Annotated in this window: 24 protein-coding genes; 11 read left to right on the top strand and 13 right to left on the bottom strand. The window is 56.4% G+C overall.

The window, feature by feature from the left end; all coding sequences use genetic code 11:
• Positions 1-58: 58 nt before the first annotated feature.
• Together AACH87_RS14515 and AACH87_RS14510 are read right to left on the bottom strand one after the other, a co-directional pair.
• Positions 59-712 carry a DUF2290 domain-containing protein gene (locus AACH87_RS14515; RefSeq protein WP_338795178.1) on the bottom strand — a complete coding sequence of 218 codons (654 nt, stop codon included), beginning with the start codon at positions 710-712 and terminating at the stop codon, positions 59-61.
• 6 nt (positions 713-718) lie between these two features.
• Complete coding sequence (locus AACH87_RS14510) at positions 719-2,794, bottom strand: ATP-binding domain-containing protein (protein WP_338795177.1); 2,076 nt, start codon at positions 2,792-2,794, stop codon at positions 719-721.
• A gap of 397 nt (positions 2,795-3,191) precedes the next feature.
• Between AACH87_RS14510 and AACH87_RS14505 the strand changes: the two genes are divergently transcribed.
• From AACH87_RS14505 to AACH87_RS14490, 4 genes are all read left to right on the top strand, one after another.
• Positions 3,192-3,962 carry a hypothetical protein gene (locus AACH87_RS14505; protein WP_338795176.1) on the top strand — a complete coding sequence of 257 codons (771 nt, stop codon included), beginning with the start codon at positions 3,192-3,194 and terminating at the stop codon, positions 3,960-3,962.
• Between the two features lie 140 nt (positions 3,963-4,102).
• A complete protein-coding gene (locus AACH87_RS14500; protein ID WP_338795175.1) occupies positions 4,103-4,492 on the top strand; it encodes a type I restriction endonuclease subunit M in 390 nt (129 codons plus the stop codon).
• 1 nt (position 4,493) lies between these two features.
• On the top strand, positions 4,494-5,231 hold the full coding sequence (locus AACH87_RS14495) for a hypothetical protein (protein WP_338795174.1): 738 nt from the start codon (positions 4,494-4,496) through the stop codon (positions 5,229-5,231).
• A complete protein-coding gene (locus AACH87_RS14490; RefSeq protein ID WP_338795172.1) occupies positions 5,228-5,677 on the top strand; it encodes a hypothetical protein in 450 nt (149 codons plus the stop codon). Before AACH87_RS14495 ends, AACH87_RS14490 begins: the two co-directional genes overlap by 4 nt.
• A gap of 17 nt (positions 5,678-5,694) precedes the next feature.
• On the opposite strand, the gene AACH87_RS14485 is transcribed toward AACH87_RS14490, so the two are convergent.
• Positions 5,695-6,036, bottom strand: a complete 342-nt coding sequence (locus AACH87_RS14485; protein WP_338798971.1) for a helix-turn-helix transcriptional regulator — start codon at positions 6,034-6,036, stop codon at positions 5,695-5,697.
• A gap of 122 nt (positions 6,037-6,158) precedes the next feature.
• On the opposite strand from AACH87_RS14485, the gene AACH87_RS14480 reads away from it, so the two are divergent.
• The 3 genes from AACH87_RS14480 to AACH87_RS14470 all read left to right on the top strand — a co-directional run bounded on the left by AACH87_RS14480 (position 6,159) and on the right by AACH87_RS14470 (position 10,763).
• Complete coding sequence (locus AACH87_RS14480) at positions 6,159-7,352, top strand: hypothetical protein (RefSeq protein WP_338795170.1); 1,194 nt, start codon at positions 6,159-6,161, stop codon at positions 7,350-7,352.
• Positions 7,353-7,380: 28 nt separating this feature from the next.
• Complete coding sequence (locus AACH87_RS14475) at positions 7,381-8,382, top strand: dienelactone hydrolase (RefSeq protein ID WP_338795168.1); 1,002 nt, start codon at positions 7,381-7,383, stop codon at positions 8,380-8,382.
• Between the two features lie 437 nt (positions 8,383-8,819).
• Positions 8,820-10,763 carry a PQQ-binding-like beta-propeller repeat protein gene (locus AACH87_RS14470; RefSeq protein WP_338795166.1) on the top strand — a complete coding sequence of 648 codons (1,944 nt, stop codon included), beginning with the start codon at positions 8,820-8,822 and terminating at the stop codon, positions 10,761-10,763.
• Positions 10,764-10,903: 140 nt separating this feature from the next.
• Here AACH87_RS14470 and AACH87_RS14465 read toward each other — a convergent pair whose 3' ends face one another.
• Entirely contained in the window at positions 10,904-11,314 is a 411-nt protein-coding gene (locus tag AACH87_RS14465) for a hypothetical protein (protein WP_338795165.1), read from the bottom strand.
• Positions 11,315-11,427: 113 nt separating this feature from the next.
• Here AACH87_RS14465 and AACH87_RS14460 point away from each other — a divergent pair, with 113 nt between their 5' ends.
• The 4 genes from AACH87_RS14460 (at position 11,428) to AACH87_RS14445 (ending at position 16,019) form a co-directional block, all read left to right on the top strand.
• The gene (locus AACH87_RS14460; RefSeq protein WP_338795163.1) at positions 11,428-12,501 is read left to right on the top strand and encodes a DUF6352 family protein; all 1,074 of its coding nucleotides are present in this window, start codon (positions 11,428-11,430) and stop codon (positions 12,499-12,501) included.
• A 172-nt stretch (positions 12,502-12,673) separates the two neighbouring features.
• The gene (locus AACH87_RS14455) at positions 12,674-14,050 is read left to right on the top strand and encodes an aminotransferase class III-fold pyridoxal phosphate-dependent enzyme (RefSeq protein WP_338795162.1); all 1,377 of its coding nucleotides are present in this window, start codon (positions 12,674-12,676) and stop codon (positions 14,048-14,050) included.
• The gene (locus AACH87_RS14450) at positions 14,050-15,117 is read left to right on the top strand and encodes a GNAT family N-acetyltransferase (RefSeq protein WP_338795161.1); all 1,068 of its coding nucleotides are present in this window, start codon (positions 14,050-14,052) and stop codon (positions 15,115-15,117) included. The genes AACH87_RS14455 and AACH87_RS14450 overlap by 1 nt, the downstream gene beginning before the upstream one ends.
• Entirely contained in the window at positions 15,117-16,019 is a 903-nt protein-coding gene (locus AACH87_RS14445) for a hypothetical protein (RefSeq protein WP_338795160.1), read from the top strand. Before AACH87_RS14450 ends, AACH87_RS14445 begins: the two co-directional genes overlap by 1 nt.
• 33 nt (positions 16,020-16,052) lie before the next feature.
• Here AACH87_RS14445 and AACH87_RS14440 read toward each other — a convergent pair whose 3' ends face one another.
• The 9 genes from AACH87_RS14440 to AACH87_RS14400 all read right to left on the bottom strand — a co-directional run bounded on the left by AACH87_RS14440 (position 16,053) and on the right by AACH87_RS14400 (position 23,902).
• Complete coding sequence (locus AACH87_RS14440; protein ID WP_338795159.1) at positions 16,053-17,270, bottom strand: DegT/DnrJ/EryC1/StrS family aminotransferase; 1,218 nt, start codon at positions 17,268-17,270, stop codon at positions 16,053-16,055.
• Positions 17,260-17,673, bottom strand: a complete 414-nt coding sequence (locus AACH87_RS14435) for a DMT family transporter (protein ID WP_338795157.1) — start codon at positions 17,671-17,673, stop codon at positions 17,260-17,262. The genes AACH87_RS14440 and AACH87_RS14435 overlap by 11 nt, the downstream gene beginning before the upstream one ends.
• Positions 17,670-18,056, bottom strand: coding sequence for an EamA family transporter (locus tag AACH87_RS14430; RefSeq protein WP_338798970.1), 387 nt, complete (start codon positions 18,054-18,056; stop codon positions 17,670-17,672). Before AACH87_RS14430 ends, AACH87_RS14435 begins: the two co-directional genes overlap by 4 nt.
• A complete protein-coding gene (locus AACH87_RS14425; RefSeq protein ID WP_338798969.1) occupies positions 18,056-18,871 on the bottom strand; it encodes an alpha/beta fold hydrolase in 816 nt (271 codons plus the stop codon). Before AACH87_RS14425 ends, AACH87_RS14430 begins: the two co-directional genes overlap by 1 nt.
• A 92-nt stretch (positions 18,872-18,963) precedes the next feature.
• A complete protein-coding gene (locus AACH87_RS14420; protein WP_338795156.1) occupies positions 18,964-19,677 on the bottom strand; it encodes an MtnX-like HAD-IB family phosphatase in 714 nt (237 codons plus the stop codon).
• Positions 19,670-20,593: an HlyD family efflux transporter periplasmic adaptor subunit gene (locus tag AACH87_RS14415; RefSeq protein ID WP_338795155.1), complete on the bottom strand. Its 924-nt coding sequence runs from the start codon at positions 20,591-20,593 to the stop codon at positions 19,670-19,672. The genes AACH87_RS14420 and AACH87_RS14415 overlap by 8 nt, the downstream gene beginning before the upstream one ends.
• A complete protein-coding gene (locus AACH87_RS14410) occupies positions 20,590-21,342 on the bottom strand; it encodes an ABC transporter ATP-binding protein (RefSeq protein WP_338795154.1) in 753 nt (250 codons plus the stop codon). The genes AACH87_RS14415 and AACH87_RS14410 overlap by 4 nt, the downstream gene beginning before the upstream one ends.
• Positions 21,339-22,472: an ABC transporter permease gene (locus AACH87_RS14405; RefSeq protein WP_338795153.1), complete on the bottom strand. Its 1,134-nt coding sequence runs from the start codon at positions 22,470-22,472 to the stop codon at positions 21,339-21,341. Before AACH87_RS14405 ends, AACH87_RS14410 begins: the two co-directional genes overlap by 4 nt.
• Positions 22,469-23,902, bottom strand: coding sequence for an efflux transporter outer membrane subunit (locus AACH87_RS14400; protein WP_338795152.1), 1,434 nt, complete (start codon positions 23,900-23,902; stop codon positions 22,469-22,471). The genes AACH87_RS14405 and AACH87_RS14400 overlap by 4 nt, the downstream gene beginning before the upstream one ends.
• Positions 23,903-24,098 lie beyond the last annotated feature (196 nt).

The raw sequence follows: 24,098 nt of genomic DNA, 5'->3' as shown, positions 1-24,098 counted from the left end.
ATCAATCCCCGACGGCCGATGCACGCCGCAGCTGTTTACTGCGAGAAGTAGAGCTTCTCTACACAAAGTGCAACTCGACCTGATCCTGTTCGTGCCAGTGGGGTTCATGCAGTGGCACACAGCCGAGTCGAATAGCCTTTGGCAGCCGCGCAGCTTCTTGGTGATCAAGGACTCGAGCCCAACACTCGGGGTACATCTGTCGCATTACAAATAGAGCAAAGGAAGTGGGAGTGAGTCTCTTGGAAGAGCTCAGCCGCACGTGATTGTCCAGACCTATGTGAATGTGGCTAACTGGATGGACACCACGACGATAGCCGTTTTCGTCATAATCGTATCGGATCGGAGTGACATTCGCTTTTTGCATGGCGGTGTCGATGATCAGTTGATATTCTTCGAGCAGTTCAGCTCGTGCGGCAGCATTAAATTGGTGCCCCATGTCCAATGCGAATTGACGAAAGGTTGGAGCGTCCAATGGACAGTGCAGGTAAGCATAAGAGGCGGAGGTTGCAGTTGAACTAAAAGTCAACAAGGAATGGTCTTCCAAACGAACGTGATACCACTGATTTGCTATCGACGTCTTCCAGCGTTCAAGATAAGGCAATTCCCTAAGCTGTTGAATTATGGCTGGCGTCAAGGAAAAATGCGGGAGACCATAGTCCATAACCGGCCACTTTGCCGCACGTGCAAATGCTTGTAAGTTTTGTCTGAACATTGTTCGCTATTTAATTCTTTTCTGGATTCTTTTTCGTGCTTGCACCTGGCGGAGTTTTCTACGTAGGATACGCTCCATCTCTTCTGGATCAAGTCCTTTTCCGAGACGATCAATTTCATCGTCGACCTCTTCTGGGTCAATTTCGACTAAGTCGCGTTTCATGAAAACAAGCTCTTCAGGGGTTGGGTATTTGAAGACCAGATTAGGAAAATTTTCTTTGGCTGCTTGAAGCTCTTTCGCGAAAAGTTGCGCTGATGCCCCAATGCCAGTTATATATAGCCAGCCCTTTGCTCGAGTCATGGCAGTAAATGCACGATTTCTATCCCTGGGAGAGGGTTCGTAGAAGATTGCATCTATACCGACAATATAAACAGAGTAGGCTTCGTTTCCTTTTGCCTTGTAGATAGTTGATAGCGTAACGGCGCCGTCTTGCTGAAAATCGCGTATGCCGTACGAGTCGTCTTGCAGGTTATTGCTTTTTATTCCGGCAGCGAGTAAAGAGGCTCGCAATAGCTTAAAGTAAGAGCCCGCATTTCGGTCGTCGGCGCATATAACTAGTATGTCTTCAGGGGAAACGCCTTGAGTGGATACTTCTGCAACTATTCGACTAACAACATGAGTGACTTCCATTGCCATGTCATTAAGGACATGGCATGTGATAATGTCATCTATTTTGTTTGACTTGCTAACAGAAGAGGGGGAGTTTTCCTCGGGTCTCAGAATTTGGGTCTGAGCGCCTGGAGTAAGATTTCCGATCACAGAATAACCAAAGTCTTGCCAGTGATCAGCCGACTCAAGAATTTGAGCGATTCTTTTTCCGTATATGCCAAAACCAATTGCGTGAGCGCATACTAGTATCTCGCGTGGGTTCCTGTAGCATTTGTGAAGGATGATGTCCTCGTCAAAGACAAGATCTCCGCTACCATCGGCAGGAATTGCAAACAAGTTGGCGGCAGTCGGCACCTCAACATCAAAGATTGTCTGAAATGCATCGTAGGCAATGACCAACTTTTCTTCGCGTGCAAGTCTTAAGGCAAGCTGCATGAACGATGGGGGAAAGTCCTGAGCTTCATCTACAAATACATAATCGTAAACTGGCTCAACTGCCGGATCTGATAGCAGCCTTTCACACACGTAGCCAAAGGGCTGCTGACGCGATGCATTCACGGCTTGTCCGTAACTGATCGGTTGATGACCGAACCTTTGTGCAGCCTTGTAGTAGAAACCATCGGCACTCGCACCTCCCCATGCATGAAGTACTTGCAAACGGGTCCAGTCAGGATCTCTGTCTTCGTGCATTCGATAAAAGCGAGTAATCAGCTGACGGATATGCTGGTACAGGCTCTTCGTGTAGAAGGTGACTGCGATTTTTGCGTCTGGCTCGCGGATCGCAGTTAGAGCTGCTTTCAATGCCAACACAACAGTTTTGCCAGAGCCCGCCAAGCCCCGGATCCGCTGTAGACCGGCGACCTCAGTCATGTAGGCGACGCGCTGATCTCGGTCAAAGCGACGAATCTCCTCTTCCAAGCTGGCGATAGTGGCAATCCGGGAAGTGCTAGGGAACGAGTCGGTCTTCCTTTCCTTTGCTCGAGTTAGCGCTTTTGACCCATCAAGAACAGAGAGCATTTCCTCGTACGCTTCCGATTCAAGCTCATCTCCAATAAGCCCATCAAAACGTTGGTGCAGTTGCTGAAGACCCACAACTACGTCTTCACTCGAAGGGCCTTCGGGAACCCAAACGAACGCATCTACTTGAAATTTCAGTTTTGCACGGCCTATCCGAAGGCGTGGATACTTAATTAATCGAGCAAAGATCTGATTGAAGGCGCCGTCGAGGCGCTGTGTGTCGGTGCTGATTCCATTCGGCGCTGTGGATATAAGGGCGACGCCATGTTTCGGACTAGCAACAACAAGCTCTGCTACAAGCAACTTCTCTTCTTCTCGGAAGAGAGGAAAGTTGTAAAAGACTACCGAATCTTGCAAGCCCAACTGCTCTTGCTCAATCTGCAGATATTCGATTATCTGTCGAGCCGACGCGTCAGCGCGCATTGCGGATTCCTTCGGCAAAACTTGCAAGGGCATCTGTCTATTACTCCTGAAATTCGGTAGTGCTAAATTTCTCTTGAGCGAGAGATCTCGCAATTTATAATTCTAGTCTTTGTCTATCAATTTGAAACCATGATAAATCGCTTTTGTGTGCCAAAATTGCATGTCTTTATATTGAGAATGATGTATGATATGAAATATGGTCATATTTCGATATAATGCAGATTCTGGCGAGCTTACGCTATTTGCGGCGATTTTGACCACTTTTTTTGACAATTCTGGCGCACGAAGTGTCATCACACAGACCGTCAACGTTCTCTTCAACTGACTGTTAGTCAGTCTGTGATTCTCGTGTACGTCGGTCCATGCTGCTATTGATCGGTTTACGTGGTGGCTGAATAGATGTACAGGTGTGTTCCGTCCCTGGTGACCCATGATCAGTAACCTTCCTATAGGTGCGGTGGCGAGGCGTGTAAGCAGACTTGATGCTTACGATCTCCAGGAAGTAGCCCATGTTCCATGCAATGCAGTCTATCGCCGCTATCACATGGTTCGCCTGCTGCATCGCATTGGGGTGGTTCTGCCTCGCTTGTTAGACGGCAAAGACTTGATTCGAGAAAGTCGCGGTATCGAACAGAGATGCTGGCGCGAACTTGGATGTGGAAAGCAACCCATATTCGATGGTGACATGCCGGATTTTTTGATGGTGGATGGAGACGGTCGAGACGTTGATTTTTCGATCCCGACGGACCCGGTAATCGTGGCTGCTCGGCTGGCTGCCTTGGAGCCATCACCACTACCAGCAGAGTCATGCATTGGTACGAATCTGGACACGCTTGCGCGGCTGCTTAACTTCACGCTATTTGAGTCCCAGTGGCTACGGTGGTCCTACTGCATTCGGCGCTTCGGCGGTGCGATCTTGCCAGTCATCCCATTCCGTGACGCCACACATGCCTGCCATGTGATGGCGCTGTTGTGCGAGATGCCGGCGGACGCTATCCGAGATGCTGTGGCATCGCGCCGGTTGCACGCCTGGGGCTTGCTGGATGGGGGTGATGCCGATGGTGCGATGCCATCTGTGCTCAGCTGCTGGCTGTTGGCCACCGACCAGTTTGCAGACTGGATCGAGCAGCCATACGCCTCGGACTCTGATCTGCTGACCGCGCTCTGCCAAGCGCAAGTTTCGTTGATGGCCTCTCGCTGATGCCCTGTCTCTCTCCAGCTGCTGTTCTGCAGCCGCGCTGATCTCTCTCGCTTCTCTTCTATCCGCCAATCGTTCGCGGAGGACTAAGCGTGCCCGTTTGTTTTTCAGTTTTGTTTTGTTCCCTACCTATGGAGATTCCCATGACCACTACACCCGAATCCACATCAAGTCTGGCTTCGTCTTCATCTACCGTCGCCACCATCATCTACTCCAACACCGCCAAGTTTCCGCTGGGCCAAATCGTTGCCACGCCCGGCGCTTTGGAACTGCTGCAAGAAACTGGCTTCAGCGCGGCAGCCCTGGTCAGCCGTCATGTTCATGGCGACTGGGGTGACCTGTGCGAGGAAGACCGCGCAGAAAACGACTACGCCGTCACCCGCCGTTTGCGGATTCTGAGTTGTTATCGGCTTGTCGATGCAGAGCGACTCGCAGCAACGCCCAGAGACAAGCGTTCGTCACTCCCAACGCTCTGGATCATCACTGAAGCCGACCGCAGCGTCACTACGCTACTTCGTCCGGATGAGTATTGATATGTCCAAAGCCGTCTCATCCAAGCGCGCTGAGCCGTCTTACACGTTTCAGCGCATCCATGCGGCGCTACAGACCGGCCATGCACTCACCGTTCAACAAAAGCGCGAAGAGCCGGTGCCGGTCTTCATGCAGCAATCGGTACTGGACGCATCTTGCGGGACTCACATGCTGGCGATGCTGCTTGTGATTCTTGGACTGGCCAAGGCATCAGCACTGCACGACATGTCGCGGCGTAAGCATGGTGTGGCAGCCGCAGTTTGGACCGCAATGTCCCCGTACTACTTCACTGGAATCAACCCAAAAGATTGGACGGATGCAGTGAACAGCCTCGGACTGCCACTCGAACTCACGGCTCGCTATTGCATTGAGCACGATGTAGATGCTCCCGCCGTCAAATGGCTTATGCAGGGTGATCTGGTTGCCATTGCCTTTGCTTCGGTCAAACATCACCGCACTAAGCACTGGGCTCTCGCGGTGGGTGTGGAGGGTTTGGTGGTCGGGCAAAGCCACTTTCCGCAGCGCATTCTGCTACTAGACAGTGGTGGCGCAGAACCATGTTTCCATGCCCATAACGCACGGCTGCGCTTGCCAGATGCCGGTCCCGGAAGCCGTCGTGCCAAGCCTGGCTGGCACAAAGAGCCCAAGCAGAAGCTGATCATCTGGATGCACGAGTCAGAGTCTTGGCAACCCGAGGCAGTGCGGTTGCTGGCAGCCATACGTGTGCGGAGAACGTCATGACACTGAACCGGCGCGAATGTTTGCAGAAGCTGGCTCTGGTGTGCATGCCAACTCCTTCGGTCGTGTACTCGGAATGGGTTCTTGACGATCTGTGGGCGGCGACAGAGCCAGACGCGATGCCAGCATTGGACTGGGGCGATCTGAGCGCGGTAATGGCGCGTTGGGGGCGGTCCACATGGAGCCATGTCGTTACCGGCCATCATTGCGACCTGCAAACCATGCTCCATGACAGCATCGAGGCCACCGCACAGCAAGCCTCATCAGAACGCCCACCGACTGTCATCGTGGTGCTGCGCGGCTACTCCGGCTTGCATCTGGATCAGTGCAGGGTGGTATCCAGCGCGTTCCATAGCGCAGTGCCGGCCTGTTCTGAACTGTGGTTTGCTGCAGCGCCTGCCCCGGCATTGGTGGACAAGCTGCGACTGACAGTGGTCGTGAGCGCCTGAAACGATCCGCCCAGAGCCTACTTGGCGGCAGCTTTACCCGGCACTTTGGTGCGCTTGGCTGCTGGCTTCTTGTCGAGCACGGCTTGATTGGCGCGGCGCAGTGTCCCGCCCTCGGTGGTGGGCGGATGTGCCAGCCGAATACCGCCGAACAGATCAGCCAGGGTGATGTCCAGCACGTGGCAGATGGTGGCAAGCGTCAAAACACTCGGATTCACCAGACCCAGCTCCAGCTTGGACACCCGAGTGCGCTCCACCTCGGCACTCATTGCCAATTCCAACTGCGTCATGCCGCGCTCTTCACGGAAGCTTCGTAGGTTCTCGCCAACAGCCAACGTGATGGCATTCGGTATGAGTCGCACCTTGCGGCGGCGCTGAACCGGCGTCTCGCTGGCAGCGCTTTGTTTCTGTGGAGCAGTCCGTGACATGCTCCACAGGCTCTCGAAATGTGCCTGCTGAGGAAACGTCTTATAAGGAACATTGCATGCCAGAATGTTCCTTGAGAGGCACAAATTCTTACAACCAACAGGAAGAAAAAATGAATTCCAAAAGAGCTACTGCCGTGACCTTGGCGGCAACGTCCGTGGTTTTGCTGGCTGCATGCGGTGACAAAGCGCCGTCCTGCGCTGATCCGGCAGCGGTATCGCTCGTGCAGCAGATTTACCAGCAGAGCTTTGACAAAGAGCATGCCAGCATGAGCCCTGAGCGTCAGCGCAGCGTGCAGATCACGAGCAAGAACACCAAAGTCACGGTGGAATCCATCACGACCGCTCGAAGCGACGAATCAACAGGGAAGAAGACCTGCTCAGCGGTCCTGACGGCGGTGATGCCGCAAGACGCTATCCCTACCGATCAACGGATGCTCAATCACCTGCGCGGCACGTACGAGCCTCAAGGGGCAGCGTTGGATGGCAATACGGTCAAGGGCAATGTGACCTACATCGTCCAGCGAACCGAAGACGGCAAAGAGATACTGGTCAAGCTCACGGGGCACTTGGCATTCATGGGGTTGTTCCACGATCTGGCGATGCTCCGGGTGTTCGACAAGAGCGAAGCGGAGATTGCCAAGATTGCCGGTGAAGCTCCGCCAGCGGCTGCGGCCAAATCTGCGGAGCCGCCTCCACCCGAGGTCTCGCCAGTCACCCAGCCTGCGCCAGCTGCAGCTGTGCCAGCGCCTGCGAATACGGCACCCGCTGCCGCGCCAGTCACTCCGCCAGCCAACGTGACGGCTGCAGCTCCGGCTGTGACCGTGCCGCACCTATGCACGGCTGCTGAGACCCCGATCTTTGCGTGCTCCACCGGCAAGAAGCGCGCCTCGGTGTGCACTGGCCGCGCTGGTGGCAATGAGCAGTTGACATACCGGATAGCACCGCTGGAAGGCGCAGTGGAAATGGAGTATCCGAGCGCTGGAACTGGTGCGGCTTCAGCTTTCCAGCGTGGCTCACAGGTCGGTCAAGACGGTACTGCTGTGAACTTCCTGTCCTTCGACAAGGGCAACTATCGCTATGTCGTTTATGCCGGTGACGGTGAAAATGAGCGCAAGGGAGTAGTGGTGGAGCAGAGTGGCAAGCGTATTGCGGATTTGCGCTGTCAGATCGACGCGATGTCCGCGATGAGCGCGAAGGAGCTTGATCGCTATGGGATGCGTGTGGACTCACGGCCTCTGCAGCTTCCCTGATGGATCACCCAACAAAAAGAGCATTCATATGACCAGACGATTTCTCAAGGCTCTTTCTCGCCTAACCGCCGTGGTGGCTATCGGCTTGGCTTCAATGACCAGCCATGCAAATGACGATGTGATCCCTGTTGAAAAGTACCAGCCGCCTATCACCGTGCAGCATCCACCGGCATCGTCCCATGGCTGGAACATGGAGCGGCCACTGGTGAACAACGGGCTCAACTTGTTTGCCGCAAACGTTCCGTCTTATGACGGTAAGGGCATGCTGTTCTCAAGCTGGACAGCACAGAACGGTCGAGTGTTCGAGCGTCCTACCATCATCATTGTTCATGGTGGTCATGGTGTGGCACCCGGCAACCTGGACACTGCAGTGTGGGCCAAGCGTAACCTCGACGCCAACATCCTGATTCTCGATTCGTATTGGTCACGGGGTCGTACGGAAAACTGGCTCAGTTGGACTCGCTTTGGGGCAAACATGCGTGTGCTTGATCTGATCGCCGCTGCTCGGTTCACGCAATCCGAAGGTGCTGATCCCAAGAAGACGTTCGTGATTGGCGACAGTCAAGGAGGGTGGACTGTGTTGCGAGCTTTCACCAATCACAACCTCAGTGGCGAAGTGAGATCGTTGCTGGCAGGTGGTGTGTCGCTGTACCCCAACTGCTACGTGAAGGAGTCCATTTTTGGTCGTGCCCCCAGCGGCAGTACGGACAAGGAAGACGCGCCTCCGCTGGGCAACTATGTGGCACCTGTGATTGCGTTTACGGGTAGTGCAGATACCGCCACGCCGCTATCTCAGTGCAACGTGGGCAAAGTATTCAAGGGCGTCGAGAAGTGGACAAACTTTGAGGGCGCTACGCACGCATGGGACTCGCCAACCCGAGGTGTCGGTCGTCGGGCGGAAGACAACGTGTGCACTCGGGCGCTCAACAAGTACAACCCATTCCCCATCTGCAGCAGCAACAAGTTCACGGACATTACGCGGAGCGATATTCAAGCGTTTGTTGAGAGGCATCTGCTTAAAGCTCAATGAACGGCATGGCGTCGGCGTGACATCAAGCCGGATCACGCTCCCTATGCCGGTTGTTCTCAAACCGAAGCAATCTTCGGAATCATCAGAATTTTTTCTGATCGTCCGAAGTGTTCTCCAGCCAAGAAGCGCGGATGCCGTAGGTGTACGAACTCGTGCATGGTTGGAGCCTAGTCACACGCTAAACTGCGAAGTAGAGTGTTGGATGGTTATGAATGATCTTGTCTTCGCTCAGCAGCCCACGAATTTCAGTGACGGTATTGGTGACGGTATCGTCGAATTTATTGCTTACCCCCGAATGACCAACACGAAGCAACAGTGTTCAAAAATGTTCCCTGCAAAAAAGTCGTTGACGATTGAGTGGGAATGAGCCGTCGTTGATAGCGTGCTGTCAGCCAGTGCGCGTATCCGATACAAAATGCTAATAAATGGGGGGATGCATGAAAGATTGGTTTAGTCGTGTAGCAGCGTGTTTGTTTTTGGTCGTATTGGCTGGGTGTGGTGGTGGGAGTGGTGGAAGCACTGGAGGTACCGGAGGTACTGGAGGTACTGACACTGGACCGAGTAGTCCTGACGGGGCGTGGTTAGCGTTTGAGCCTGCCAGTTTGGAGGTCAGTCAGTACGAAGGTGAGAGTGTTCCTGTATCGGTTACTGCTTATTCCAGCAAAACATTCGAAACGCCTTTTAACGTGGCAATTATCGATAAGAATGGATTGATTACCACGCGGGTAAATGTCTTTGCCTTGTCGCAACTGAGTTATCGGGCCGTATTGAATACAGCAGCGAATCTTGAGGTTGGAAGGCACAACACTAGCCTGGAGGTGCGCGTTTGTGAAGACGACCCTGTGACTTGCGCCAAGCCTCTTCCGGGATCCCCATGGAGGCTTGCTTTGGGTATACAGGTTAAACCTAAGGCTGAAGCTGCGAGTCGGATGACTCTGTCTGTGCCGAGTGTTAATTTGACTAAGTACGCTGAAGAGTCGGTTGATTTTAGTATTGAGGCTCAATTCACTGGCGAATTGGATTCGCCAGTGAATATAGGTTTTTATGATCCAGGGAAGTTAACTGCGGCATCAACTAGCCAATTGATGATGCCTGCAGGTGGGCGTTATATTTTCAATCTATCAACTGTCGCTGGCTCTGCGTTACCCGTAGGTAAACACACTAGCAATCTGCAATTGAGGGTTTGTCGTGATTCGGTTGACGTGTGTCAATCGCCGGTCGCTGGATCTCCTTGGATAGTGCCCCTTGCGGTTATTGTGAAGTCTGACTTAAATTTGCTGCCATTGCAGCCTGTTCCTGGCTTGGGAGCTTGGTCTACCTATCAAGGCAATGCCAAGCACACAGGTTTCGTTGAAGCTAACTTCGATCCTGCGGTTTTTTCACGTCGCTGGAGATTTAAGTCGAATGATTTTAACTTCAGTTCTTACGCATCCAACGCTATCGATAATGGCCGCATTTTCATGGTCGGCACGCCGGGTTCCTGGGGGGGCTGGGAGTTGGTTGCTTTGTCAGAAGACCGTGGGGATGTGGCCTGGAGAGTGAATTTAAAAGGTTCCTTCTCAAATGTGAGTTCTCCCGCTGTGGGTAATGGACGCGTATACGTGACTTCAACTGCAGTTGAAGGGTCATTTTTATGGGTGTTTGATCAGTTCACTGGTGCATTAATCCATAAAATGCCAATTGCTTCGGCTCAGGGTACTTATTCAGCTCCAACCATATTTGGATCAAATGCCTATATTTATTCCGACAGCCTGAAGAATTTTGATGACCGGAACGGTGCTTTTACATGGAGCGGTGGAGCGGCATCCGTGGTGTGGCGGGGGTGGACTCCTTCGACGGATGGACGGTTTGTTTATACCTACACTACAGAAAAACGAATGCTAGCGTTCGGGGCGAACGACGGAAATCTCGCGTTTTCGATTGGTTCTGCGTCAAACTTTAGCGCTTCCTATGACGCCGTTCCCGTTGTACTAACCGACGACCAAATGGGAATCGTTGTTTCCGAAAACCTGATGGCCTTCGATTTGGTGAGTCGAAAACTTGCTTGGGCGATGAGCTTGGCTTCGTCAGGCGTGCCTGCAGTTGGCAATGGTGTCGTGTATTCGTTCGGAGCGAATGGAAGCGTGCTCGAGGCACGTGAACCCAAAACGGGTAATTTGTTATGGACCTCGCAGAGGTTGGGTGATAGGAAATTTACTGCAGTGATCGTCAGCAGGAACTTAGCTTTTGTAAGTTCTTCGTCGAGTACTGTGGCAGTTGATTTAGCGACCCACCAAGTTGTCTGGCGCTACCCTTTGGGTGGAAGTATGGCGATTTCTGCGCAAGGAGTTCTCACCATCATGAACGATGTTGGTGATTTGGATGCAGTCAATCTGCGCTGATATACCTCGGGCGACTCAGTTCTAAAATAGCTCCGCATTTGCCGCCATCTATTTCATCTTGTAGTGCAACGAAGCTAAAAAAGCCCCGATCTCGTGAAATGGGCTTTTTGGCCTGTGATATGGGGCTTACTCGCTGCTAGCTACTGCCCACCAAACAACCCCCCTTCGTCCAGCAGTTCGTAGCTGATCTCTGGCCGCTGTTCCAGGCTTTGCTTGATGGCCGCAGGGATGGACTGACGGGTTTTGCGGCACAGGCCTTGTTGTTCATGAACCAGGATGGTGATACCGCGCAGGGTCCGCACCTCGTTCGGGCCGGGGGCAATGGTGAGGCGAATGCCCAACTGCTGTTCCATCCGGTCTTGCATGCGGCGTAACTCGGCCAGGCTGGTGATTTGCTCCAGGCGCTGCAGCAGCCGTTTTTCTTCTTCGCGGGTCAGCAAAAGCACGCGGGTGTCGCCCTGCGGGTTTTGCAGCAGGGCGTCGCGGTCGCACACGCAGGCGCCGGGCGGGCATTCTGTGCGGATGGGAAGTTTTGCGGGCAGCGCACTCATGGAGTCCCATTGTGCCGCCGCCCGCGCAAAACCGCAGAGGCCTGGGGGAAAGCACGGAGGTGTAGCCTTCGCTTTTTGAACAGCTTCCTAGATAACCTTCATTGGTAACTTGCATGCAGCCCACACACGATTTCTGGCCTGACAGTGGCTTTACGCTTTTGCGGCGCGACGAGCGCGGCTGGCTGGTTCCAACGCAGGCCTATGTGCGGCTTCTGCTGGCGCGGCCAGAGCTGGCGCTGGTGCCCGAGTCTTGCGAGGCAGAAATCGCGTTGAATTCGCAACTTCAGGAGCAGCCGCTGGGGGCAGTACCCCGCCAGGCCCTGGATGCCGTGCAGGATGCGGACGCACGGGAAAACTATGCCGTGTTTCTGCGATTCAGGGACGGGCTGCTTGCTGCGGGTACGCTCGAAGCGTATTACCTGCAACTCATGCGCAGCGGCGCAGTGAATGTGCCCGCGGTCTTTATCGATGCCGTGGTGCATGCCTTGCTGCGCAACATGCTGGATGGCTGCACCGACGCCCTGGAAGCCCGTGCTGCGGAGCTGCTGTTTCGCCCGCAGCGCATTACCTTGCACGAAGGGCAGATGCTGGCGGGGGACCGTGATGCATTGGACTTTTTGCACGATACGGCGGGGCTGGGCGAGATGGGACGCTTGCTGCGGCAGAGTGGGGCGCTGCAGCCCACGGCGCAAGTCCAGGTGCTGACGCCTGACAACGCTGCACAGTATTGGCAGACCAGCGATCGCCATCACTTCTTGCTGGATTTAACCCATGAACTCACCCAAGACCTCAGCCATGGGCTGACCCTGAAAATGACCCGTGCGCGCTCCGGTCTCAAAGCGCTGTCCCGGGTGCTGGAGCGTTGGGTGCAGCACATGCTGGGCGTGCAGGTCCACATCGAGCCCGTGCATCAGATCAGCGACAGCGCCTGGCGTTGGCATGTGGGGCTGGATGTGGAGGCCACCGCTCTCCTGAACGACCTCTACCAGGGCCAGACAGTCGATGAGGAGCGGATGCGCAGGCTGGTGAGCCTGTTCATCCTGAAGTTTGAGAACCCGGCAGAGATGCGCGCAGATGTAGCCGGAAAGCCTGTGTACCTGGGGCTCGCAACCAATGCAGAGGGCATTGTTCGCCTCAAACCGCAAAACCTGTTGTTGAACCTGCCATTGCCGGAACTGACGGCCTGAGGGACAAATTCTGAAGGGTGTGCGACCTTTGCGGCTTGCTCCACGATTCCCACACAATTGCTCGATGTTGGATCAAGGTTGAGGTTGCAGACTCGCACGTGCATGTGGTGATGTCACCCGGATGGTCGGGCGCCAAGCATGTGCGCAATCTCTTCCTGGAGTCCCTTCTGACATGAGCAACGATCACGTTCAACTGCTGGCAGACGAAGCAAAATACTGCTCTTTCGGCGATACCGTCCACTACGTCAACCCTCCCAAGATCTTCGACGGCTGCGAGGGTAGCTACATGTTCGATGCAGAAGGTACGCCGTATCTTGACTTGCAGATGTGGTACTCGGCCGTGAACTTCGGCTACAAGAACAAGCGTCTGGAAGAGGTGATGATTCGTCAGTTGCAGACCTTGCCGCAGGTTGCAAGCCAGTATCTCCACCCCACCAAGATTGAGCTGGCCAAGTTCATTGCGCAAGATGCCCAGGCCAAGTGGGGCAAGCCGGGTCGCGTGCATTTCAATGTGGGCGGTGCTCAGGCGATAGAGGATTCGCTCAAGGTGGTGCGCAATGCCTCTGGTGGCAAAAGCCTGATGTTTGCATTTGAAGGTGGCTACCACGGACGCACGCTAGGTGCCTCGAGCATTACTTCCAGCTACCGCTATCGGCGGCGCTTTGGTCACTTCGGTGATCGCGCACAGTTTCTGCCCTTTCCATACCCCTTCCGGCGCCCCAAGGGTATGACGGCCGAAGAGTATTCGGAATCGCTGATCAAGGAATTCGCACGCAAGTTCGAGAACGAATATCACGCTATCTGGGACCCCAAGACCAACCAGTGTGAGTACGCGGCTTTTTATGTGGAGCCCATTCAGGGTACGGGTGGGTATGTGGTGCCACCCGCCAACTTCTTTAAAGGTCTGAAGAAGGTGCTGGATGAACACGGCCTGCTGCTTGTGGTCGATGAAATTCAGATGGGCTTCTGGCGCACCGGCACGCTCTGGTCTATCGAAAACTTTGGCGTACAGCCCGATGTGCTGGTTTTTGCCAAAGCATTGACTAACGGGTTGAATGCCTTGTCCGGTCTGTGGGCACGCGAAGAACTGATCAACCCCACCATCTTCCCTCCGGGCTCCACCCACTCCACTTTCGCCAGCAATCCGCTGGGTACTGCATTGGGTCTTGAAGTCATGAAAATGACGCACGAAATCGACTTCGGTGCCCAGGTGCGAGCCAGCGGAGCCTACTTTTTGGATGGCCTCAAGCAACTGCAAAAGCGCCACAAAGAAATCGGTGATGTAGACGGCCTTGGCCTGGCGCTGCGCGCAGAAATTTGTACCGAGGACGGCTTCACACCCAACCGTGCATTGCTGGACAAGATGGTCGACATTGGCCTGGAGGGCAACCTTGAATACCAAGGTCAGAAACGCGGCTTGGTGCTGGATGTCGGGGGGTATTACAAGAACGTGATCACACTGGCTCCTTCCCTCATGATCACCCGCGCTGAAATTGACGAAGCGCTGGTGTTGCTGGACCAACTGATTACCCGGGCCAAGCAGCACTGATGGAGTGGCGAAATCAGCTCGAACCGGGCGCCTTGATCGGCCACTTTGGTGGCAATCCACCACAAGGGTTTTCCTTGTTCCGGGGATTGCCCCTACCAGCGTTCATTGCACCTTTTGATTTGCTCACGACAGCAGATGAAGATCTGAAGAGCAAGTTGGCCGAGCTGCCGTTGTTCGCTCGCTGGTCGCGCTGGCTGAGATTGACTACAGGGTTTGTCGGGACCACGGTGACTGAATATGCACCACTTCCCCCCACGGGCCACAAGCCAGAGGAGTTGGCTGAATCGGTGCGCCAGACTTTGGGCAAGCGCTACCTTCTGTCCATCATCAAGGACATTCCGCAGCAGTGCCCCATGCTCAGCGACAGCGACAACGCCTACGCCCAGGCGTTGGTTCAGGCATGCGAGGCGCAAGGATTCGTGCTGGTGGAGGGGCAGGCGCTGGCTTATGTGCCCATAGATTTCGATCATCTCGACACATATCTGTCGCGACTTTCTTCCAGCAGAAGACAAAACCTGAGGCGCAAATGGCGCAGCCGCTCCGGCATGCAAGTGCATCACCTGCCCACAGGGCCTGCCTTTGCGGATGATGATGTGGTGGACAGCTACTATGCCCTTTACGAAGGGGTTTACGCGCAGAGCGAGGTCCACTTTGACAAGCTCACCCGCAGCTTCTTTGCAGCCTTGCTGCGAGATGCCTCCAGCCAAGGAGTCGTCTTTGAGTACCGCCGTGTAGATACGCAGGAGTTGTTGGGTTGGAATCTCTGCTATGTGCATGCAGGGCGGCTGGTAGACAAGTACATCGGTATGTCTTACCCAGCGGCCCGCGAGGTCAACCTGTACTTTGTGAGCTGGCTGGAGAACCTGCAGTACGCCATTGACCACGGTTTGACCCATTACGTTGCAGGCTGGACAGATCCTGAGGTCAAACGGAGTCTGGGGGCCAGCTTTACTTTCACACGCCACGCGGTCTACGTGAGGCAACCGTTGCTGCGAGCAGTGGCAAGGCGATTCGCTAGCCGTTTTGAAAGTGATCGCCAATGGCGCGATCAACTGGAGCAGCGCTGATGGACGCTGGAAGGCCGCCTGTGGTGCTGGATCTCGACGGGTCCGTAGGAGCGTTACCCAATGAGGTAAGGCTGATCTTGCCAGAATGGCAGGAGGCGGTGCGCTTCGGCTGCAGTCATGCCCGCATGGGCCTGTTTCAGCAACGCCTCCACAAATGCATGCCTGCGTTCCAGCAGCATGGCACAGTCTTCATGGGCAGTGGGGACTTCCATCACCTCAGCTGGCCACTGGTCACGCGCTGTGTCGAGGGTGTAGGCCATACATCTCGCCAGCCCTTGCGTGTGGTGGTTCTGGACAACCATCCCGACAATATGCGGTTTCCGTTTGGTGTGCATTGCGGCTCCTGGGTACGCAGGGTGGTCATGTTGCCTGCGGTTTCCCATGTGCATGTCATCGGCATCACCTCTGGCGATATCAGTGTCCGCCACGCCTGGGAGAACTACCTTGCACCGCTCAAGGCCGGACGATTGACCTACTGGAGCATCGGTGTCGATACCCGTTGGTCGCAATGGCTGGGATTGGGTAACTGCTTCCGCTCATTCAGCGATGCCAATGCACTCACTGCCGCAGTGTTTCGCATGCTTTCAGCGCATCGGCAGCGAACGTACCTCAGCATCGATAAGGACGTGTTTTCCCCAGCAGTAGTCCGTACCAATTGGGACCAGGGCATGCTGGAGAGTCATCATGCCTTTGCCATATTGGAGGCATTGAGAGGCCAGCTGGTGGGCAGTGATGTGACGGGGGACGTATCTGAGTACCGTTACCAGACAGCCTGGAAGCGCTGGTTGAGTGCAGGTGATGGGCAGGACACCAGCCAAGTAGGTGCCGCGTTGCCAGATTGGCAGGCGCAGCAATCTGCCTTCAATCAGGTGCTATTGGAGCAAATCGCCTTGGCCAGTTAAGGAGTAAACGCAGCCGATGTTGGCCGCTTATCCTCACACTGTGTTTTCAATAGTGGCGCAAATGCGCTCGAAGTCCGTATTGCTCAGCCAAGGGCTATTGCTGATGGCGATGACCCTGGCAGCAAAGCTGCGTGCGTTGGGTAACTCGTCAGGACCTGCATGGGGTACCTGTTCGGCATAGCAGGGGTAGTCTGGCAGTGCGTGGGCAAAAGGCAGTGAAACGCCGAGTCCTGCGCCCCAAAGCTGGCGGAGCACCTGATCTCGGAAACTGCTGTTCGGAAGCAAGATCATGATGATCGGCCATGTGCCTGCCGCGTAAGCCACATGGGTGCTGTCTTGCACTACTTTCACAGCAGGGATGCGGCTCAACCGCACCAAGCGCTCCATGGCCCGGGTTCTTCCTTCATCAAGCCATGCAGGTAGCCGCGCCAAGGCTCGGGCTCCCACACTGTTGCGCCAGCGGCCTACCCTGTGCAGGGGGATGGAAGGTGAGAAGTCATCGCCCGCTGCAGTGATTGGGTCACCTTGTGCCAGGGCTTTTCGCAAGGGAGCACCGTAGACCCAAGGTAGCATGGTCGGGCGATAAACAAGGGAGTAGGCCAGCAGTTCAAAAGACCGGCGCAGCTCCCAGACCAGCTTGAACGGTGCGAGTGTTTTGGCAGTCTGCTGGCATTCCTTTCTTAACGAAGGATCGGCTACGCTCAAAGCGCCGCCCTCATAAATGCTCAGGCCTTTGCCTACTGCAAGGCTGAAGAACACCATATCGCTTTGCGCGCCCACGCTGGCGCTGTGGATGCGAGCTCCCAAGGCCTGAGCAGCATCTTCAATCACCCAAGCTCCCACCGCCCGTGCAGCTGCATGCACGGCAGCTACACCGACCACCCGCCCGCCCAGATGGGTAGGAAGAACTGCCAGTGTCTTGGAGCTGCAAAGTCGCTGGAGATGAGTTGGGTCCAGATCCAGACTATCAGGAGACAGATCGCAAAGCCGGAGTTGCAGACCGCTGTGGGCTACCGCCAGTGCCACCAAGGGGCAGGTATAGGCAGGGACGATCACCTCGGTTCGGTCTGGTGAGTGCCTGGCCAAGGTCGTCAGCGCGATGACCAGTGCTGCCGTGCCAGAGCATTCCAGTTGCATCTCTGGCAGACCCAGGAATGAAGAGAGGGCGCTGGAAAAATCCTGCCCACGTCTGGGCCACAGATCCGCTATCTCCAGTGGCAGTCCCGCTGTGGGTGGGACTTCACGTCCCATGGCCATATTGTTTGGCGTGTACGGTTTCGTCGCCCTGGTCCGTCTCACTGCGTGCAAGACAGGCTATTCCTGCCAGGATCAGCACGGCACCCAGGACCTGGGGCCAGCCAATGTGTTCTCCGAAAAGCCATGCAGAAAACGCCAGTACCGAGACAACTTCGAGGTGCGAGGCTGCAAACGCAGGACCGATGGGCGCGTGTTCCAGCAGTGTCATCCAAGTAAAGAAGGCCCCCACGTAGCCGATGAAGGCACCGTAAATCCAGGGCTGTCCGAACACACGCCACAGCCAGCCAGCAGACAGTTCCAAGGGCAGGGCATGCTCACCGGCCAGCTTGAAACTGAGCTGGGCCAACGTGTCAAACGCCACCAGCGCAAAGAAGCCTAATAGATAAAAGCGCTTCATGCTTTCATGCCCACGACAGCTACCCCTGCAGAGACCAGCAGAATGCCCAGTACACGCATGCGCGAAAGCTTCTCGTGAAACAGAAAGCGGCCTGCCACCATCACTGCCACGATGTTGATGGAGCCTAACAGCACGCCGTCAGACAAAGGTACCAAGGACAGGAAGGCCAGCCACACCAGAAACTCTGCGATGTAGCAGCCCACTCCGATCCACAGCCAGGGCCGCTGTGCCATCCAGATCCAGCGGGAGAGTCCACTCCCTGCCTGTGGATCGGTCATCGCTGCAGCCTTGAAGGCCAGCTGTCCTCCTGTGTCCACCAGCATGTTCATCGTCCACAACACCACAACCAGCGGTGTGATGCTGCCCTCCGTGCTACCTGCCATCATGAAGACCCTTTGGCGCTGAGGCTCTGTGCAAACCGCACCGCGCGAGCCAGCACCGTGCGGCGTTCGCGGTCAATGGTGATCATGTGATAGCAGTCGTTGAGAAGTACCAACTCCACCGGGGCATTGCGCGCGCCATGCACAATGGCCTGGGCGTTGGCAATAGAGGCGATATCGTCTTCTCTCGCGTGTATGACCAGACAGGGAGCTTTCACCTTTTCGAGGTGCTCCCTCACAAAGGCCGAAAGAGCCTTCATTTCAATCACTGACCACCATGGGTTGCCTGGAAGGCCCGCCGCGGCACTGTCACCAGAGTGCATCTGGGCCACCACGCGCTCACGCAAAGCCACGTCCTTGATACCGTAGGGGGGCTGTTCCATGAACACGCTGTTTCGCCCAATCCCCAATGCCTTGAAAAGGGGGAGCAGGAAGGACAACCGGGTGTACAGAGGAATGCTCCAGCCGTCATATTGGAAGGTGGTGGACAGTGCGATGACACCCGCTACCTGCTGTGGGCTGTTCTCGGCGAGGGCGAGGGCCAGCACCGCTCCCATGGACAGGCCGCAGGCCACCACAGGTCGTCCCGTCATCTGCTGCAATTGGCTGGCTCCGCGCTGTACGCTGGTGAGCCAGTCTTGCCAGCTGCTGGCGAGCAGGTCCTCCTGGGTGCCGCAATGGCCTGCCAGTTGCACGGCCAGCACGGTAAAACCCTCGCGGTGCAAGCCTTTCGCGAGCAAGCGCATTTCATTGGGTGTACCTGTGAGTCCGTGGATGAGCAGGATGCCGGTACTGGCATTGGGGCCACTGCCGTGCATCACGTATTCATGCTCCAGCGTGACGACGGACCTCACGGTCGCGGGCAGATCTTCCCGCAGACTGGTGGAGGTGAAGGGCATGGCGGTTGCGTTCATGCTGCCAGCTCCATGCCCTGGGGCAGCATTGCCAGTGCCTCAGAGAAATTCGAGAACGTCGAATGAGCGATTCCGTGGCGTACGCAATGGTCTACCAACTTGTCTTTGGCCAGCACATAGTCTGCTTTGGCAGACACACAGAAATCGGAGCTTCCGTCGCCGATGTAGAGCACCTTCCCGTGGGTCAGTTGCTGTTCTGCCAGACGTTCGCATTTGCAATTTCCACTGGCGCGTGCACACGCTGCGCTGGCCCAGGGAGACTGGAGCTGCCAGTTGCGAGTCCCCGTTTGCACCAGCCTGTTGGCAATCACCGGGAGATGGCCCAGGCCATGCCGCTGCAATATGTAGCGGATGGCATAGTCAATCCCGTCGCTGACCACTTGCACAGGAATACCGCGTTCGTCGGCTACGGCTATGAAGTGGCTGAAATGCGGGTCCAGCTCGATGGTGTCGAGGTGGGCGTGGAGTTCATCGCGATCCATGTTGAGCAGGGCTACCTGGCCCTGCATGCATTCGCGTGAACCAATCTCTCCTCGCTCCCATGCGTCTTCCAGGGCTTGCCAGCCAGGCAGGCCGAATTTCTGAAGAAGGGAGTCAGTGACATCCACCTTGCTGATAGTTCCGTCAAAATCGCTCTGCACCATCCAGCCGATGTCTGATCGGGGGGGCACTGCTGGCGAGCGCAGGCTCAGGTTGATCTGTTTATTCATGAAAACTGACCCTCACGTTTTGACCCACTCGGACTGCTGGCGACTGTTCGAACTCCAGTACGCACTCCACGACCCGGACAGGGCCGCGCTGCGCATCGTCATGGAGGCGGCCATTGCCCAGAACGGGGCTGATGCGAACCACCTTGGCCGCAGGTAGTGCAACCGGTGTGCTGTCTCCGTCCGTGATCACCGAGGCCGTGGTCCCCACTTGCACCTGTTTGGCAAAACTCTCGTTGACCTCTGCTCGCACGATGAGGGGACGGCGCGGCAAAAGAGTGATGGCAGGTTGTGCAGTAGTTCGCTGGCCCGCATGTGTGGTGACCCGCACCACGTTCCCCGCCTCGGGGGCACGCAGTTCCAGCTTGCTTTGTTGAGCACGAATCTGTGCGATGCGGCTTTGGGCCACGCGTATTTCCGCCTGCGAAATGCTCAGTTCTGATTCGGCATCTTTGAGCGCTTGCTGTGCTTCTTCCGCACGCTGGGGCTCTGTAGCTCCTTCTGCCACGGCTTCAGCCAGTCTTGCCGCATGACGCTGCAGCGATGGCAGCCTTTGCTGGCGGGCTTGGTGTCTGGCCTGTGCCAAGCTCAGCTCAGACTCGGCGACAGCGATGTCGGCAACCGAGGTGTGATCTTCCAGGCGAAGCAGCAGCTGCCCTCTCTGTACGTCCTGTCCCTCTCGCACGGATAGCGTCTGCACAATCCCTTCCTGGGCCGGAGCAAGCTCAAGTAGCCCGCCCTGCACCTCGACTTTTCCTCGGGCCATGGCGATTTCTTTGCCGTGCGCGGCTTTGGGTGCTGCCGCGGGTGCCGTACCTGCAGGTGGCTGAGCAGATTGGGCATCACAACCCAGCAGCAATGCAGCAGTGAGCAGCGATGCGCTGCTGAGGGTGAGTCGATGGAACATGTCTGCAGTCATGAAATCTTGGTTTCTTCTTGAAGGGCGGACGGACGCCAGTCACTGCGGATGGCGCCGTCTTCCATGCCGAGCACGCGATCTGCGTGTCGTACCAGTCGCGGGTCGTGGCTAACGCACAGCACCGTGGTGCCATGGGTACGCGCAATGCGGTGCAGGATGTTGATCACACGCTGACCGCTCTCAGCATCCAGCGCGCTGGTGGGCTCATCGGCAAACAGCAGTTGCGGCTGCTTTGCGATGGCGCGGGCAATCGCCACTCGCTGTTTTTCACCTCCCGAGAGTTCTGCCGGGCGCATGTGGGCTCGGTGCGAGAGGTCTACTTCCTCGAGTGCGCGTTGAGCCCGCTTTTCGCTCTCCTTGGCACTCATGCCGAGATACCCAAGAGGTAGCTGCACCTGCTCCAGCGCTGTCAGTGCAGGGAAGAGGTTGAAGCCCTGAAAAACGAATCCTGTGTGGTGAAGTCTGAATTGTTCCAGGTCCCGCGTACGGAGCTTCCCGAGGTCCTCTCCCAGCGCCATGGTTTTGCCTGCATCCGGGCTTTGCAGGGCAGACAGAAGAGACAGCAGGGTGCTCTTTCCACATCCTGAAGGCCCTGAGATGAGGGTCAGCTCTGCTGGGTAAACGGAGACCGTCAAGCCTTGTAGTACAGGAACCTTCAATAGTCCAGATACAAAAGACTTGTGCACCTGCAGAGCTTGCAGGCTGGGCGGTACCGCCACTGCAGCGTTGGGGTGTGTAGGGCTTTTCATCGCAGAAGGAGCGCGGGATCTGCACGTAGGAGAGCGCGAATGGCAAATACTCCGGAGAGCAATGCGACGAGTCCGATCAACACGGCGCAGCCACCAGCCACTGGTGCATTCATCGCCACTGGCACTCCGTAGGCCACGGCAACGCCGAGCAATACGGCGCTGGCGACCGATGCCAGGACCAGACCCAGACCGCCAATCCAGCACGCTTGCTCAATCACCAGGCGCGCCAGAGCACCGCGGCTGGCCCCAAGTGCATTGAGTACGGCGTATTCCTTGGCTGTGCCCGCGACCACTCCCATCAGCGACTGGCTGGTCACCACCGTACCTACCATGCAGACGACGATGGCCATGAACAGCACCGCCACCCCGGCCCCGGTGTCAAACATCCAATAAAGCTGTGATCTCCGGGCAAACTGCTCTGCAGTCCACACCTCGAAGGGACCAAAGCCGACATGATGGCTTTGGGTCAGGCGTGCCTGGGTTGCCTCGGCATTTTCTGAAGTGCGAGCGACCAGGTAGGTGCTACCACTAGCTGGATCGTTGCCGCCGATCTCGCGGGCGGTGTCTAACGAACTGAGCACATTGATTCCGCCGAGACCGCGCAGGCCATCGACGGCTGCAACGACTCGCACGCGCTGGTTGTTGATCCATGCAGACTGACCGACCTCTACACCCAGCGTGTCCAGATCTGCGTTGTCCACGATAACCGCGCCGGGCTCACGCAGGGCATTGCGGTGCCATGCAGCCAGAATTCGCGCAAAGAGCATTCCGTCCGCTGCTGTACGGATGCCGGAAAGGTAGACGGATACTCCGCCTGCGCCAGCCTTGGCACTTCGCCAGTCTCCGTCCACCCACAAATAGGGCTCTACAGCCGACACGGAAGGGTCCATGCGCAAGCGCATCTCCACATCCGGATTGATGGATCTTCCGAAGTTCACGCTCTGTGTGCCTGGGTAACCTGCCCACAGGTCAGCACTGGATGCCCTCACATAAACGGCAGCGCTGCCAAAAATTCCCAATACCAGCGCGGCTTGCACTACCAGCAGCAATCCGGAAAAACCTACCGCAAACACCGCTGGCACAAAGCGGCGCCATTCATAAATCAGCGTCTTGCGTGCGAGTGGAATCATTGATCCACCTTTGCATGAGCGGATGCAGAGGTTTGCGCTGCTACGTCTTGCTCAGGCAGCGGGGCTCCGCCCAGTGCCTTGTAAAGTGCAACAAACGCCAGCGCATGAGCGTGGTGTGCTGCCTCCAGTTCTTGCTGCGCTTGCCATTCGGCCCGCTGGCGGGCCAGCACTTCATACTCACTGGCAAGGCCGAGGCGTCGTTGCTTCTGGGTGGCTTGCGTGCGCTGCCGCACCAGTGAAAGCGCTTGGTCCAAAGCTTGAGCGCGGGCTTGTTGTGCGGCCATGGCAGCGAGTGCACCCTCTGTTTCCGCCACGCCCTGGTTGACGCTGCGCTGGTAGCTGATCAAGGAGGCATTGAGCGCTTCCTCTTTGATGTCTACTTGCGTCAGTCGTCGGCCCCAGTCAAACAGCGGGATATCCACGATGGGACCTACCGCAGGTGCGTTGTTGGTCTTGGTGCGGAAGTTGCGCGTGATGTTGTAGGAGTAGAGGAACGACCCCGCCAAGGTGATGCGTGGATAGAGTTCTGAGCGAGCAAGTCCCGCTGCTGCGGCGGCACGCATGACGTCCGCTTCGGCAGCTTTCACGTCGGGGCGGGTACGAAGAAGATCTGTGGGAAATTGCGGCAGTGAGAATGGTGCGAGCAGGCCGGAGGTATGGGTTGGGTGTTCAAGCCACGCCGGGTCGGGTGTTGCGCGCCCGAGCAAAATGGCAAGAGCCTGGGCCGCATTGCTGGCAGCCAGTTTTACCTGCGCCTGGGATGCGCCCAGTTGAGCGACCTGTAGCTGGATTTGAACCACCTCTTCTGCGGTGCCTTGCCATGTGCGCAACCGCACCTGCGTGAGTGCAGCCAAGCGTTGTGCTGAATCGACGAGCTGCTCCAACTGGGCCTGCTGGCGTTGCGCCGAGCGCAGGTCAAGGTAGTTGCGAACTACGTCGGCAATCACCGAGACGCGCACCCCCTGCACGTCAGCGTCTGCATAAGCGGCTGCGGCTTCCGCGATTTGCCGCGTGCTTTGTGCAGCACCAAACAGACCCAGTTCCCACACCATGTCGATGCTGGCGTGGAAGTAGGTATCGGTTGCCGAGATGTCCTGCAGATTGCGCGCGTTTGCACTAAAGGCTGGCTTGAACTGTGCGGAGGCTCGGCCGGTTTCCAGTCTCGCTTCGCGAAGGCGGCTCAAGCTGATCTTGAGGTCGAGGTTGCTGTGTATTGCCTCTTGAACCAGGGCGTCAAGAGTGGGGTCGTTAAAACTCTTCCACCATTGGTGGAGATCCACAGCAGGAGCGTTGGCCGCCACAGGCTGCATCCAGGTGGGTGGCACAGTGGCAGTGGCACGCGCATCGTTGGGGCCTGTGCCTGGAGCCGCACACCCTGCCGCCAAGACGCAGAGGGTGACAGAGGCCGTAAAAATATGGATGCGGTTCACGCGAGGGGCGATTCGTTAGGACGCTAGCCGATGGTGTGTGACCAGCGGACCAAGAGCCTCCATTCAAGCCGATGAAATTTGCGTACCGGTGCATGCTCTATGGAGGAATTGTGGAGACGTGGGGACATGACAAGCCTCTCGTAGCCTGTACATAATGGCCCCTTGTTTTTGTGACTTTCTGCGGCAACTGTCGGCT

This window comes from Acidovorax sp. DW039 (assembly GCF_037101375.1).
In the GTDB taxonomy this organism is placed as follows: Bacteria; Pseudomonadota; Gammaproteobacteria; order Burkholderiales; family Burkholderiaceae_C; genus Acidovorax.
The sequence above is the reverse complement of the archived record's forward strand: the minus strand, read 5'-3'. Positions and strand labels throughout refer to the sequence as shown.